At 74.5% G+C, this 12566-nt stretch carries 13 protein-coding genes, 6 tRNA genes and 1 pseudogene; 11 read left to right on the top strand and 9 right to left on the bottom strand.

Annotation, left to right across the window (positions count from 1 at the left end; all coding sequences use genetic code 11):
• Window positions 1-506: 506 nt before the first annotated feature.
• The 3 genes from DRB89_RS18490 (at window position 507) to DRB89_RS18480 (ending at window position 2332) form a co-directional block, all read left to right on the top strand.
• Window positions 507-692 carry a hypothetical protein gene (locus DRB89_RS18490; protein ID WP_112448041.1) on the top strand — a complete coding sequence of 62 codons (186 nt, stop codon included), beginning with the start codon at window positions 507-509 and terminating at the stop codon, window positions 690-692.
• A gap of 291 nt (window positions 693-983) precedes the next feature.
• Window positions 984-1958 (top strand): aminoglycoside phosphotransferase family protein, encoded by a 975-nt coding sequence (locus tag DRB89_RS18485; RefSeq protein ID WP_239516811.1) that lies wholly within the window; start codon window positions 984-986, stop codon window positions 1956-1958.
• A 65-nt stretch (window positions 1959-2023) separates the two neighbouring features.
• Window positions 2024-2332 (top strand): zf-TFIIB domain-containing protein, encoded by a 309-nt coding sequence (locus DRB89_RS18480; protein ID WP_112448039.1) that lies wholly within the window; start codon window positions 2024-2026, stop codon window positions 2330-2332.
• A gap of 128 nt (window positions 2333-2460) precedes the next feature.
• Here DRB89_RS18480 and DRB89_RS18475 read toward each other — a convergent pair.
• The 5 genes from DRB89_RS18475 to DRB89_RS18455 all read right to left on the bottom strand — a co-directional run bounded on the left by DRB89_RS18475 (window position 2461) and on the right by DRB89_RS18455 (window position 2939).
• Window positions 2461-2532: transfer RNA gene (locus DRB89_RS18475), tRNA-Val, on the bottom strand.
• A gap of 52 nt (window positions 2533-2584) precedes the next feature.
• Window positions 2585-2656, bottom strand: a tRNA-Val gene (locus DRB89_RS18470).
• Window positions 2657-2675: 19 nt separating this feature from the next.
• Window positions 2676-2747, bottom strand: a tRNA-Val gene (locus DRB89_RS18465).
• A gap of 1 nt (window position 2748) precedes the next feature.
• Window positions 2749-2822, bottom strand: a tRNA-Cys gene (locus DRB89_RS18460).
• Between the two features lie 44 nt (window positions 2823-2866).
• Window positions 2867-2939, bottom strand: a tRNA-Gly gene (locus DRB89_RS18455).
• Window positions 2940-3119: 180 nt separating this feature from the next.
• Between DRB89_RS18455 and DRB89_RS18450 the strand changes: the two genes are divergently transcribed.
• Genes DRB89_RS18450 through DRB89_RS18440 form a run of 3 tightly spaced genes read left to right on the top strand, consistent with a single transcriptional unit; the run spans window position 3120 to window position 5909 of the window.
• On the top strand, window positions 3120-4202 hold the full coding sequence (locus tag DRB89_RS18450) for a chorismate-binding protein (RefSeq protein WP_162688635.1): 1083 nt from the start codon (window positions 3120-3122) through the stop codon (window positions 4200-4202).
• Entirely contained in the window at window positions 4199-5026 is an 828-nt protein-coding gene (locus DRB89_RS18445; protein ID WP_112448037.1) for an aminodeoxychorismate lyase, read from the top strand. The genes DRB89_RS18450 and DRB89_RS18445 overlap by 4 nt, the downstream gene beginning before the upstream one ends.
• A gap of 58 nt (window positions 5027-5084) precedes the next feature.
• On the top strand, window positions 5085-5909 hold the full coding sequence (locus DRB89_RS18440) for a GNAT family N-acetyltransferase (protein ID WP_112448036.1): 825 nt from the start codon (window positions 5085-5087) through the stop codon (window positions 5907-5909).
• Here DRB89_RS18440 and DRB89_RS18435 read toward each other — a convergent pair.
• Window positions 5906-6406: a DsbA family protein gene (locus DRB89_RS18435; protein ID WP_112448035.1), complete on the bottom strand. Its 501-nt coding sequence runs from the start codon at window positions 6404-6406 to the stop codon at window positions 5906-5908. The two genes, DRB89_RS18440 and DRB89_RS18435, sit on opposite strands and share 4 nt — an antisense overlap.
• A 198-nt stretch (window positions 6407-6604) precedes the next feature.
• On the opposite strand from DRB89_RS18435, the gene DRB89_RS18430 reads away from it, so the two are divergent.
• Window positions 6605-7048, top strand: a complete 444-nt coding sequence (locus DRB89_RS18430) for a hypothetical protein (RefSeq protein ID WP_112448034.1) — start codon at window positions 6605-6607, stop codon at window positions 7046-7048.
• Window positions 7049-7189: 141 nt separating this feature from the next.
• The gene (locus DRB89_RS43740; RefSeq protein ID WP_204357683.1) at window positions 7190-7360 is read left to right on the top strand and encodes a hypothetical protein; all 171 of its coding nucleotides are present in this window, start codon (window positions 7190-7192) and stop codon (window positions 7358-7360) included.
• 51 nt (window positions 7361-7411) lie between these two features.
• On the opposite strand, the pseudogene DRB89_RS18425 reads toward DRB89_RS43740, so the two are convergent.
• A pseudogene (locus DRB89_RS18425) lies at window positions 7412-7966 on the bottom strand (CGNR zinc finger domain-containing protein); the annotation flags it as partial.
• A gap of 229 nt (window positions 7967-8195) precedes the next feature.
• Window positions 8196-8609, bottom strand: a complete 414-nt coding sequence (locus DRB89_RS18420) for an SsgA family sporulation/cell division regulator (protein ID WP_030011909.1) — start codon at window positions 8607-8609, stop codon at window positions 8196-8198.
• A 177-nt stretch (window positions 8610-8786) separates the two neighbouring features.
• Between DRB89_RS18420 and DRB89_RS18415 the strand changes: the two genes are divergently transcribed.
• Window positions 8787-9260: a TIGR02611 family protein gene (locus DRB89_RS18415; RefSeq protein WP_112448032.1), complete on the top strand. Its 474-nt coding sequence runs from the start codon at window positions 8787-8789 to the stop codon at window positions 9258-9260.
• 58 nt (window positions 9261-9318) lie between these two features.
• A tRNA-Val gene (locus DRB89_RS18410) sits at window positions 9319-9390 on the top strand.
• Between the two features lie 78 nt (window positions 9391-9468).
• Here DRB89_RS18410 and DRB89_RS18405 read toward each other — a convergent pair.
• Window positions 9469-11829 carry a hypothetical protein gene (locus DRB89_RS18405; protein WP_112463870.1) on the bottom strand — a complete coding sequence of 787 codons (2361 nt, stop codon included), beginning with the start codon at window positions 11827-11829 and terminating at the stop codon, window positions 9469-9471.
• Window positions 11830-12123: 294 nt separating this feature from the next.
• Here DRB89_RS18405 and DRB89_RS18400 point away from each other — a divergent pair, with 294 nt between their 5' ends.
• Window positions 12124-12555 (top strand): SRPBCC family protein, encoded by a 432-nt coding sequence (locus DRB89_RS18400; RefSeq protein ID WP_239516212.1) that lies wholly within the window; start codon window positions 12124-12126, stop codon window positions 12553-12555.
• Window positions 12556-12566 lie beyond the last annotated feature (11 nt).

Genomic DNA, 12566 nt, shown 5'->3' with positions numbered 1-12566 from the left:
GACCATCCGGCATGCGCGCTCAGAGGCCGCGCCCTCGCCGGGAGATTCGATTGTCAGTACGGGGCAGTCCACTTGAGGGACCCTCAGGCCACCGGTCGGACGCGTGTGCGGTAGCGGGGTCCGATCCCAAAGAGCCGTCGGTCCAAGGGAATTGGGATGCCGGACCGTCCGTCCGGGACGGGCTCCCCGCCGTGCGGTCCGGCCAGGTCCGGTTGATCTTGGGACTGCCTGGTCGCCGACCATACGTGCACGGACGGTGACGGAAGTGAGCGAAGTCACCACCCTCCGGTCATCCCCTCCGGGATGACCCTCAGAGCGGGGGGCCGGTCTCCACCCAGGGGAGTACGCGCGAGGTGGCCCCGTCATCCTCCCGGAGGCCCGGCAATGGGTACGAGGGCATGAGGCCAGGGCCCTTTCCCGCGCCTAGTGTTGAAGACAAGCGGCGGGTGGAGCACTCGTCCCCCGAGGTCACAAGCCCGCCGCTGCCAAACGACAGGGAGAGGACCATGGCGGACATCGCACGGCAGGGACGCAAGGCATTCGCGTTCAACGGCCATGAGTCCGGCCACCGCCACCCGTTGGTGGCGGCGGCGATGGTGCTCCCCCTGGCCGCCCTCCTGCTCTTCCTCTTCGGAGGCTTCGACCAGGTGGTGGCACAGGCGTCGTCCGTGAGCGTGATGCTGGGGCGCTGAGCGGCGCCCCGGGTCCAGGAGAGCGGCCTGGACCGGGGCTGTCACCGGCCGAACCCCGTGGGGACGGGGGCGCGGCCAACGGACGGCAGGAGAAGGGTGTTGCCCGTACGACTGGGGAGTCGGACGGGCAGCACCCTTTTTCATGCCCCGGCGCCTCCGGTCCGACTCCGGTCCGTCGCCGGTCCGCCCCGGGTCCGCTGCGTGCGCTTGGCGGGCGCTGCGTACCCTCGTCCGGAGGACCACCCGATCGGGGTGTCACGGTGCGGGGAGGTCACGATCGACGGCGAGCGCATCGACACCGGGTACGCCGCCCTCGCCGCGTACGCGGGCGCGACGCGGTACGAGGTCCTCGCCGACCGGGACGACGGCACGGTCGTCCGCTGCGGGGACACCGTGGCCAAGGCGCACGCGGGGGACAGTGACCCCGACGCCCTGGCCGTACGGATCCGGATCGCCGGGGACGCCGCGCTGGCCGGGGTCCTGCTGACCCCGCTGCGCGCCGGGCTCGGCCGGGTCGAGGACCGGGCCGTCTCGCTGTGGCCCTACGGTGCTCCGGTCGCCCCGGACCGTCCCGAGGACGCGCCCTGGGAGGCGGCCGCCGAGCTCGTGGCGGGCCTCCACCGGACCCCGCTCCACCGGCTCCCGGCCCCGGTCCCCCCGATGCGCGGCCCCGCCAAGCTGGCCCGCGCGCTGCGCCGCCTCGCCGCGGCCCACCCGCCAGCGGCCCCCGCCACCGCGGACACCGACGCCAGTACCGACGCCAGCACCGACACGGATGCCCGTGCGATGGCACGGTTCGTGCGGTCCGCCGCGGCGACGCTCCCCGGATGGGCCCGGGGCGAAGGGGCGCAGCCGCCCGGCGGGTCGCTGTGCCACGGGGACCTGCACCTGGGCCAGCTGGTCCGTGGCCCGGCGGGGCGGTGGCGGCTGATCGACATCGACGACCTCGGGGTCGGCGCGCCCGCCTGGGACCTCGCCCGGCCCGCGGCCTGGTACGCCGCCGGACTGCTCGACACGGAGACCTGGCTGCGCTTCCTCGACGCCTACCGCGCCGCCGACGGCCCCGCCGCGGGACCGCCCGGCTGCGACCCCTGGCCGGAACTCGACGTCGCTGCCCGCGCACTCACCGTCCAGACGGCGGCGCTGGCCCTGGCCAAGGCGGCCGGCGAGGGACGCCGACTGGACGACGGGGAGCGGCTGATGGTGGACGCCTGTGCCCGAATTGCCTCCCTCCCGACCGACTTGGAGCCGGGGGCTCCGTCGTAGGGTGAGCCCCACGCCACCGGGTAGGCATCCGGTGTCGACGCAGACGGCGAGGAGTTGATCCGGTCATGCAGTGTCCGAAGTGTCACGCGATGATGCACACGTACAACCGCAACGGTGTCCAGATAGAGCAGTGCAGCGGCTGCCGCGGCATCTTCCTCGACTACGGCGAACTCGAGGCGCTGACCCGCCTGGAGTCCCAGTACACCTCCCAGTACGGCCAGGTCCCGCCGCCCGCGGCGCCGCCGGCCCCGGCGCCCTACCCGGCGCAGCACGCCGCGCCCGCGCCCGCCTGGGGCGCCCCGCAGCACGGCGGCTACGGCCACGGTCACGGCCACCGCAAGGGCGGCTTCGGCCGGATGCTCTTCTCGTCCTGACGGTGCGCGGTGGGCGGGTCGGCACGGCCCGGCCCCCGCGTCCCCCTCCGGTCCGCACGCGCGCGGTCCGCACACACCGCACACGCGAAAGCCCCGGCCGTCGAGACGGCCGGGGCTTTCGATGCGAGTGCGCGATACTGGGATTGAACCAGTGACCTCTTCCGTGTCAGGGAAGCGCTCTCCCGCTGAGCTAATCGCGCGGGACCACCAGCACGGTGCGAACACCGCGGCGGCAAGGGCAAGCGTACTGCGTGCGCGATACTGGGATTGAACCAGTGACCTCTTCCGTGTCAGGGAAGCGCTCTCCCGCTGAGCTAATCGCGCGGGGATCCTTGCGGACCAGTGGACGATACTGGGATTGAACCAGTGACCTCTTCCGTGTCAGGGAAGCGCTCTCCCGCTGAGCTAATCGTCCTTGGAGGTGGAGACGGGATTTGAACCCGTGTAGACGGCTTTGCAGGCCGTTGCCTCGCCTCTCGGCCACTCCACCATGGAGCGAGCGGGGGTCTTCGGGAAGATGATCCCCCACCACAGAGCGGACGACGAGACTCGAACTCGCGACATCCACCTTGGCAAGGTGGTGCTCTACCAACTGAGCTACGTCCGCAGGTCACCGTGTTCGCTCGGGGGTTTTCCCCCTTCGCTCCCTGGCGACGAGTTGAACTCTAGCGGATTCCGGGGCCAGCTCAAAAACGCGTTTCCGCAGCGTGCTGCCGCTCGATCACCGCCGGTCACCCGGCGGACGCCTCACCGGCGCCCGCGCGTCACCGGTCATAGACTCGCAGCCGTGCACGACCTGCCTCCCCTCGCCCGCTTCGGCGGCCTGCTCGCGACCGATCTTCGAGATGTCACCAGTGATCCCGCCGCCCTCGACTCCACCGGGTTCTGGGCGGTGACCGCCGACTTCGAGGGTCGGCTCGTCTGCGCGCGCTTCGGGGACGTACGTCCCGCCCCGGTGCCCGCGCCCGTCCCCGGCGCCTGGCGCGGCCCCGACGCCGACCAGTGGACCTCCTCGCTCGACCGCGCCGCGTACGTCGCGGGCGTACGCCGCATCCGCGAGCACATCGAGGCGGGCGAGGTCTACCAGGCCAACCTCTGCCGCGTGATGTCCGCGACGCTGCCCGATCCGGCGGGAGCCGATGTCGACGCCCTGACGTCGCTGCTCGCGCGCGGCAACCCGGCCCCCTATGCAGGAACGATTCGGCTTCCGGCCCACGGGGTCGAGATCGCCACCGCGTCCCCCGAGCTGTTCCTGCGCCGCAGGGGCCGGCACGTCGAGTCCGGCCCGATCAAGGGCACCGGACGCACCGCCGCCGACCTGCTGCCCAAGGACCACGCCGAGAACGTGATGATCGTGGACCTCGTGCGCAACGACCTCGGCCGGGTCTGCGCCACCGGCTCCGTCACCGTGCCCGAACTGTGCGCGCTCGAAGAGCACCCGGGCCTCGTCCACCTCGTCTCCACCGTCGCGGGCGAACTCGCCGACGGCGCCGGCTGGCCCCAGCTCTTCGCCGCGGCCTTCCCGCCCGGCTCCGTCACCGGCGCACCCAAGTCCTCCGCCCTGCGCATCATCGAGGCCCTGGAGACCGCCCCGCGCGGCCCCTACTGCGGCGGCATCGGCTGGGTGGACGCCGACCAGGGCACCGCCGAGCTCGCCGTCGGCATCCGGACCTTCTGGATCGACCGCGAAACCCCCGGCGGCCCCCGGCTGCTCTTCGGCACCGGCGCCGGGATCACCTGGGGCTCCGACCCCGACCGCGAGTGGGCGGAGACCGAGCTGAAGGCCGCCCGCCTGCTGCGGGTAGCGTCAGGAGCCGAAGCGAACGCGCACGAGGCGGACGCGAAGCGAAGCGGGAGGACCGTGCGGTGAGGATCTGGCTCGACGGAGAACTGCGGGACGCCGACGACGCGAAGGTGTCCGTGTTCGATCACGGTCTCACCGTCGGCGACGGGGTCTTCGAGACGCTCAAGGCGGAGCACGGCAAGACCTTCGCGCTCACCCGCCACCTGGAGCGGCTGACCCGCTCCGCCCGCGGGCTCGGCCTGCCCGACCCCGACCTGGACGAGGTCCGCCGCGCCTGCGCGGCCGTGCTGGCCGCCCACCCGCTCCCGCTCGCCCGGCTGCGCGTCACCTACACCGGGGGCGTCTCCCCGCTCGGCTCCGACCGCGGCGAGGCCGGCCCCACGCTGATCGTCGCCCTCGCGGAGACCGTCCGCCGCCCGGACACCACCGCCGTCGTCACCGTGCCGTGGGTGCGCAACGAGCGCTCGGCCGTGGCCGGCCTGAAGACCACCTCGTACGCCGAGAACGTCGTCGCGCTCGCCGCCGCCCACCGCGCCGGCGCCTCCGAGGCCCTCTTCGCCAACACCGTCGGGCGGCTCTGCGAGGGCACCGGCTCCAACGTGTTCGTCGTCCTCGACGGACAGCTGCACACCCCGCCCGTCGCCTCCGGCTGCCTGGGCGGCATCACCCGCGCCCTCGTCGCCGAGTGGGCCGGGGCCAAGGAGACCGACCTGCCCTTCGAGGCGCTGGAGCAGGCCGAGGAGGTCTTCCTGACCTCCTCGCTGCGCGACGTCCAGGCCGTCGTACGGATCGACGGGCGCGAGCTGGGCACCGCCCCCGGCCCCGTCACCGCCGAGGCCATGCGGATCTTCGACGCCCGCGCCGCCGAGGACGCCGACCCCCGGTCCTGATCGGGAGGCGGTGCGAAGCCGCTGTCCTTCGGGCCGCGGGGCGGGTAGAACTCGACTGATGACCACCACCCTGCGGCCGAGCGGGCCGCTTCAGCAGAGCACCGGCGGGGCGCGCTCGCGCCCGTACGAGATCCGCGTCAACAGCAGGCGCGTCGGCGCCCTGCTGCTGGCCTGCGACACGCCCTTCGGGCCGACGGTCGCGGAGATCCGCGACCTCGTGGTCGAGGAGCCCGACCGCCGGCGCGGCCGCGCCACGGTCGCCGCGCTCGCCGCCGAGGAGGTCCTGCGCGGCTGGGGCTGCCGGCGGATCCGTGTCTCGGTCCCCGCCGGCTCGGCGGGCGGCCTGCGCATGGCCGGCTCCCTCGGGTACGCCGAGTACAGCCGCAACATGGACAAGCGGCTCCCGGCCGAGCCGCCGGCCCTGAGCGAGGGTGCGGTCGGGCGCCCGATGTCGCAGGCCGAGTTCGAGACCTGGCTCGCCGGGGCGCGGGAGGGCTACGCGCGGAACTGGATCGACCGCGGCATGTCCGAGGAGGCCGCGCGCGCGAAGTCGGTGGCCGACCACGCGTCCCTGCTGCCCCGGGGCCTGGCCACCGAGGGCGTCAGCTTCGGCGTCCTGGAGGCGGCCGGCACCCCCGTCGGCACGGTGTGGGTCGCGCCGAGCGGGGAGGGCTCGTACGTCTTCGACGTCGCCGTCGCCGAGGAGCACCGCGGCCGCGGCCACGGCCGGGACCTGATGCTCCTCGCGGAACGCACGGCCCTCGCCGCGGGCCACCGGGTGCTCGCGCTCCACGTCTTCACCGACAACACCCCGGCCATGCGGCTCTACGAGTCCCTCGGCTACCGGCCGACGAACCTCAACTACGCCAAGGACCTGATCTAGGCTTCGGCGGCCAGGAGCCGGTCGGCGATCTCCTCGATGCGGCCGCGCAGGCCCTCCTGGCTCTTGCCGCCGTCGAGGCGCTGCCCGTCGATCACGTACGTCGGGGTGCCGGTCACGCCGATCGCCTTGCCCTCGGCCTGGTCGGCGTCCACGATCAGGATGTGCCGGCCGTCGATCAGGGCGGTGTCGAACTCCTCGGCGTCCAGGCCGAGTTCGCGCGCCACATCGACGAGCACGGACTCGCCGGCCTTGGCCAGGTCCGCGGTGCGGGCCAGGACGGCCTCCACGTACGGCCAGCCCTGCCCCTGCTCGACGGCCTCCTCGGCGGCCTGGGCGGCGGCGAAGGCGTGCTTGTGCTTCTCCAGCGGGAAGTGGCGCAGGCGGATGTCCAGCCGGTCGCCGTAGCGGGCCCGCAGGGCCCGTACGTCGTCCAGAGCGCTGTGGCAGTCCGGGCACTGGAGCTCGCACCACACGTCGAGGATCACGGAATCGGTCATGCGCACAGTCTCCCAGCCCGCCGGGTGCCCACGGACCGGGACCTGGGGAGGAGCCGCGACCCGGAGATGTCCCGGAGATCCGCCCGGGGCGGGCTCCGGCCATGGCCGCGGCGACGGTCCCCGGTGCAGGATGGATGGGGACAGAACACCCGGCCCGCCGGCCGGGTCCGACCGACCGCACCGCCCTGGAGGCCCCGCATGCTCGCCGAGACCATTTGCTCCGCGGTGTCCGCGGCGGGCCTGGGCATCGCCGCACTGACCGCCTACCGCAAGCGCTTCCTCGCCGCGACCCGGATCGCGGCGTACGCGCTGGTGCCGGTCGGCCTGGTGATGACGGGCGTCGTGCAGTGGCTGTCCGGGATCGTCTTCAAGCCGACGGTCTGGGCCGGGTTCGCCGTGCTCGGGCTGGCCTGGCTGCTCTTCCTGACCACCCGCGCGATAGAGCGGCGCGGGGTCGGGGCGGGGGACCGGCCCGCGAAGGAGCCGAAGGCCGCCAAGGGGCGCCCCGACCGGGAGGCCGTCGCCCCGGAGGCGTCCGCGCCCTCCCTGGGCGGTGGTGCCCGCCGCAAGCCGGCCGAGCCGGCCGCCCCGGGCGAGGACTTCTCCGACATCGAGGCGATCCTCAAGAAGCACGGCATATGACCCGGCATATGCCATCGGCCCGGCCCGCGGGGGGGATTCGGGCCGGGAACCACCTGATCTGACGGGATCCGGGGGCCGCGCGCCGGCGGATAGGCGTGTTGAGCGCCGGACGGGGGCGCGCTGCGCCATCATCGCCCCGACATGCTCGAGACATCGCAGGGTGAGCCGTCCGTTCCCCCGCCGGCCACCGTTCCCGCCGAGGAGCCGAGAGGCTGCCTCTTCGCGCTCTCCCAGCCGCCCCTGATGATCTTCCTAGGCGTGGTCGGAGGACTGCTGCTGCTGGCCGCCCTGCACGATCTGTTCCTGCTCTGACCGCTCCTGCGCCGGACCCTGCCCCGCCGCGAGCTCCGCCTCCTGCTCCGCCCCCTGCTCCGACTTGCGCCGGGCCCGGTACGCCGCCACGTGCAGCCGGTTCCCGCAGGTACGGCTGTCGCAGTAGCGCCGGGAGCGGTTGCGGGACAGGTCCACGAAGGCCCGCCGACAGTCCGGGGCCTCGCAGCGGCGCAGCCGCTCCTGCTCGCCGGAGACCACGATGAACGCCAGCGCCATGCCGCCGTCGGCCGCCAGGTGGTCGCCCACCGAGGCGCCCGGCGCGAAGTAGTGCACGTGCCAGTCGTAGCCGTCGTGGTTGGTCAGCTGGGGGGTGGTGCCGGCCGTCGCGACCAGCTCGTTGATCAGGACCGAGGCCGCGCGCGAACTGGGCGCCGCGAAGACCTGGGCGAATTTGCCGCGTACCGTCCGCACGCCCGCGAGGTCGCGGGCGCTGAGCTCGCCGACGTCGCTGATCGCGTACTCGTGGACGAATCCGCGCAGCGCGTGCACGTCCGCCAGCCCGTCGGAGTGGGCCGGCTCGGCCGCGGTGTTCACCAGCGCGACGACGACGTCGAGCGCGCGACGGGTGTCGTGGGGGATCTGCACGGGGTCTCCCTCATGGGCCGGGCCTGCGGTGACGGGCTGCTGCCGCCGCTGGTGGCCGACTCTAGCGGGTCCCCCGAAGCGCACCGGCGCCGTCCGCGCGGGTGGCTCCCGCGTGAACAGCGCCGGTACTTCCGTATGTGGTTGTCCGTCGCACACCGTCGCCCCGAGTCGGACGGTGTCGTACGGCTCCCGGCCGGGGCCGGGAGAAGGTTGCCTCTGTAGGCCTGGCTCAGGATTCGGCCAGGATGTGGGAGAGCTCCTTGTCGAGGTCGAAGTGCCGGTGTTCGGTTCCTGGTGGAACCGCGGCGTCCGTCCGCTTGAGGAACGACTCGAGTGCTCGGGCGGGTGCTTCGAGCAGTGCTTCTCCCTCCGGTGAGCTCAGGGCGATGCAGACGACTCCCTGACCGTGGCTGCGGGACGGCCATACGCGGACGTCGCCGGTACCGGTGGGCCGGTGAAGGCCCTCAGCGAGGAGGTCGCGGGCGAATACCCATTCGACCGTCTCCTCGGCGCCGGTGTGGAAGGTGGCGTGCACGGCGTAGGGATCGGCCGTGTCATACCGCAGGCCCGCAGGAACAGGCAGTGAGGACTCGCTCGACACAACGAGGCGCAGGTGCAGCTCGCAGCTGACCGTGGTGTTCATAAGCGCCAGGGCCTTTCGCTCAGTGTGCGCTCGGGGATTCGCACGTCGGCGAAATCGACATGCCACCTACGGTGCCGTTGTAAACCCCTCTGACCGTTTTGCGGACCTCTGGGTCCCTCGGACGGCGGATCCAAACCTCCGTTCACGTGTGCTTCGCGCTCGGGTAGATTCGACCCCATGAACACGGGGAGTGACCGCGAGGCCAATGAGTCCGCATCCGAAGCCGCATCCGAAGCCGCCGCCGATTCCGCTGCCGGTTCCGCCGCCGCGGAGGAAGCGCCGCACGTCTCCAAGGCGCCGGAATTCATCAAGGCCCGCCGGGGGCTGCACCTGAGCTGGCAGGTCGGCGTCTTCGTCGTCGGCCTCGCCGTCATCGGCGCCGGAATCGCCATGCTCGTCCTGCCCGGCCCCGGCTGGGTCGCGATCTTCGCGGGCCTCGCGATCTGGGCCACGGAATTCGCCTGGGCCCACTTCGTCCTGCGCTGGACGAAGCGCAAGGTCAGCGAGGCCGCGCAGAAGGCGCTGGACCCGCGGGTCCGCCGCCGCAACATCATCCTGACCAGTGTCGGGCTCGTCATCGCGGGCGCCCTGATCGGCTTCTACCTGTGGAAGTACGGGCTCGTCCTGCCCTGGGACATCAAGGACCAGTGAGCACGCCCGGCCATGGCGAAAGGCACCGCTGACATGGGGTAATGTTTGCGGTGCGTCCGGGCGATTAGCTCAGTGGGAGAGCACTTCGTTCACACCGAAGGGGTCACTGGTTCGAACCCAGTATCGCCCACCCGGACCAGAGGCCCGGAGACTTTCACAGTCTCCGGGCCTCTGGCGTTTCCGCCCTTCCGGGCCGGGCGGGCCGGGGCTACTTCAGCCGGCCGATCGCCTCCCGCAGCCGCCGGGCGTCGCGCAGTCGCTTCTCGTACGTCGCCCCCACCGCCAGCAGCAGCAGCCCGGCCAGCGCCGGCGGCAGCCAGCGCGGCAGCGCGTCGACCACCTGGACCACGTACGGGGTCAGCTCGTGCAGCGCCACCGCCGCCAGCGCCGCCCCGCCGAGCACCAGCGGAGCCTGGAGCCGGCGCCGGGCCCCGGCCAGGGTCACCGCGAGCGCGGCGATGCCCAGCAGCAGCGGCCGCAGCCAGTGCGGGTCGCCCCACACGGCGAGGGTGCTCGGCAGCAGGGTCGCCGCCAGCCCCGGCCCGTACGCCGTCCACGACCGGGCCTCGGGATCCCGGCGCCGCCGGGCGAACCCCACCGCCAGCGCCGCCGCGGTCACCGGCAGGGTGTACGCCTCCGGCACCGTGACCCCCGACGCCGCGAGCCGCACCCAGGTCGCCGCCAGGAACAGCACCCCGGCCGGCCAGCCCGCCGCCGCGCGGCGCTCGGACCGCACCGCCGCCCCCGCGCACACCACCCCGGCCAGCGCCAGCACCAGGGCGAGCACGGGCACGTCCCCGGTCGCCAGCGCCACCGCGAGCAGCCCCGCCCCACCCGCCGCGGCCTCCGCCGGTACCCGGGCGGAGCCCAGCCGGGGCCCGAGCGCGGCCACCGCCGCCGGGACCGCCAGCACGAGGAGCGCCCACCACGCCACGGGCCGCTCCAGCAGCGCTCCCAGCGCCACCGCCAGCAGCGCCGCGTACCCGACGGCGAGCACCGCCGCCCCCGCCCGGGCCCACGCCGGGGCGGGCCTGTACGCCGCTGCGGCGGCCCAGGCCGCCCCCAGGATCCCCAGCACCGCGAAGGTGGCCAGTCGGCCGTCCAGCGCCGCCACGGACACGCTCACGGCCCCCGCCAGCGCGCACGCCCCCGCCGCGATCCCGGGACCGGCGCCGATCGACGCCGAGCGCAGCGCGAGCGCCCCCGCCGCCAGCACCACCGCGAGCTGGGCCGCGAGGACCGCTCCGGCCGGCAGGCCGAGCACCACCGGGGCCGAGAACAGCCCCGCCCAGCCCAGGGCCACCGCGGCGACCCCGGGCTCCGTACGGCCCGGCAGCATCCGGGCCAGCCACCACGCGGCCGCCGCCGTCAGCAGCAGGGCCACCACCGGAGCCGCGCCCGCGCCGCTGTCATCCGCCGGCGGGGGAGTCGTCGCCGACCACACCTGCGCCAGCACCCGCGCCCCGCCCGCCAGCAGCGCCGCCACCCACGCCAGGGCCGACACCGCCTCCAGGGCGGCCACCCCCGCACCGGCCCAGGCGAGGCCGCGCCGGACCGCGCCGGGCAGCGCGGGCACCCGCAGGGCGCCGAACAGCGCCAGCGCCAGCACCAGGTACACCACCGCGGCCCAGGACGGCCGCAGCTCCCGCGTCAGGGGACCGCCCACCGCCGCCACCGCCGCGAGGGCGCCCGCCGCGGCGAACACCGCACCCGCCCGGGCCGCGCCCCACGCCACCGCCACGCCCAGCGCGGCCGCCGCCGCCAGCAGCGCCGACGAACCCAGCGCCATGCCCGCCGATCCGGCCGCCGCCGACTCGGCCAGGCCCGTCAGCAGCGCCGCCCCGCCCAGCACGGACCCCGCCACCGCGGCCCAGGGGGTCAGACGCCCCGGCCGGCGCAGCGCGAGCCCCGCGTCCAGCGCGGCCGTCACCAGCAGCGCCCAGCCCAGGTCCAGCCCCGCCGCCCCGGCGGCCAGCGCCGCCAGCGGCAGCGGGAGCTGGGCCGTCAGCAGCGCCGCGGGCAGCGGGGTCCGCAGCCGTGCCAGCGCCAGTCCGTAGCCGGCCCACAGCGCCGCCAGTACGGCCGCGGTGCCCGCCGCGTACGCCAGGCCGTCCACCTCCGGCATGCCGACCGCGTACAGCGCGTACGCGTCCAGCACCGTCAGCAGCAGGCCGACCGCGGCCACCGCCTCGGCGGTCGAGCGCAGCCCCCGGCGCAGCAGCGCCGCGGGGGTGCCCAGCGCGGCCGCCGTCACCGCGGCCAGTACCGCCCCGCGTCCGGCGATGCCCAGCGAACCCCAGCTGACCAGCGTGAACGCCAGCGCCGCCACGGCCAGCAGCACCGCACCGAGGACCAACAGCACGTTCTGCGCGCTCGGCGCGGAGGCCTCCGCGGCCCCGTCCGGCCGCCCCGGGCGGGCCGGCTGGACGCCGCCGCCCCAGACGAAGGGGACCTGGCCGCGCAGCAGCCACTCCCGCCGGCCCAGCAAATAATGCCGCCGGGCGTCGAGTTGGAACAGTTCTCGGTCGATGAGCGCCAGCTCTTCGGCCGGCGGCAGGGGGATCTCCATGGTGGGGAGTGTGGCGCCCGTCACGGCGTCAGGACATGGGCGCGGATACTCAGATCGGGGTGAGTCCCGTCTGAGTACGGGGTGCGCGCCCCCGCCGCGCGCGAGACTGGACGCATGGACCGAAGCAGCGCCAGTCCCGGAAGCAGCACCAGTCCCGAAAGCAGTACCAGTTCCGGAAACAGCACCAGTCCCCGAAGCCCGCGGCCTCCTCGAAGTCCGCGCCCCCACCTGAGTCCGCGCGGTCCCGGCCCCGGCGGCCCCCGCGGGCGCTGGACCCGCTACCGCTTCCGCAGCGTGTGGGACCTCGACGCCCCGGCGGCCCGCGTCTACGCCGCCCTGGAGCGCCCGGAGGCGTACCCCCTGTGGTGGCCCCAGATCCGCCCGGTCGCCCCGACCGCCGACGAGGGCGCAGGCGGCGCCCTGATCCGTTCGGCGCTGCCGTTCACCCTGCGCGTGAGCGCCGCCGAACTCCTGCGGGACCCCGCGCGCGGGGTGCTCGAGGTCGCCCTGCGCGGAGACCTGGAGGGGTGGGCGCGCTGGACCGTCCGGTCCCGGGCCGGCGGCGCGCGGGCCCTCTACGAGCAGGAGGTCGAGGTGCGCCGCCCGCTCATGCGGTGGCTCTCGCTGCCCGGACGGCCGGTGTTCCGGCTCAACCACGCCCTGATGATGCGGGCCGGCCGGCGCGGCCTGGCCGCCCATCTGGCGGCCGGACCGGAAGCGGTTTGAACGAGCCCCGG

It is taken from the genome of Streptomyces sp. ICC4 (assembly GCF_003287915.1).
GTDB classification, from domain to species: Bacteria; Actinomycetota; Actinomycetes; order Streptomycetales; family Streptomycetaceae; genus Streptomyces; species Streptomyces tritrimontium.
This window is presented reverse-complemented; position numbering and strand designations above follow the sequence as displayed.

Excerpts from the sequence above, each read along its gene's own strand:
- DRB89_RS18490 (WP_112448041.1), top strand. The coding sequence starts at position 507 with ATGGCGGACATCGCACGGCAGGGACGCAAGGCATTCGCGTTCAACGGC.
- DRB89_RS18480 (WP_112448039.1), top strand. The coding sequence starts at position 2,024 with ATGCAGTGTCCGAAGTGTCACGCGATGATGCACACGTACAACCGCAAC.
- DRB89_RS18440 (WP_112448036.1), top strand. The coding sequence starts at position 5,085 with ATGACCACCACCCTGCGGCCGAGCGGGCCGCTTCAGCAGAGCACCGGC.
- DRB89_RS18435 (WP_112448035.1), bottom strand. The coding sequence starts at position 6,406 with ATGACCGATTCCGTGATCCTCGACGTGTGGTGCGAGCTCCAGTGCCCG.
- DRB89_RS18430 (WP_112448034.1), top strand. The coding sequence starts at position 6,605 with ATGCTCGCCGAGACCATTTGCTCCGCGGTGTCCGCGGCGGGCCTGGGC.
- DRB89_RS43740 (WP_204357683.1), top strand. The coding sequence starts at position 7,190 with ATGCTCGAGACATCGCAGGGTGAGCCGTCCGTTCCCCCGCCGGCCACC.
- DRB89_RS18420 (WP_030011909.1), bottom strand. The coding sequence starts at position 8,609 with ATGAACACCACGGTCAGCTGCGAGCTGCACCTGCGCCTCGTTGTGTCG.
- DRB89_RS18415 (WP_112448032.1), top strand. The coding sequence starts at position 8,787 with ATGAACACGGGGAGTGACCGCGAGGCCAATGAGTCCGCATCCGAAGCC.
- DRB89_RS18405 (WP_112463870.1), bottom strand. The coding sequence starts at position 11,829 with ATGGAGATCCCCCTGCCGCCGGCCGAAGAGCTGGCGCTCATCGACCGA.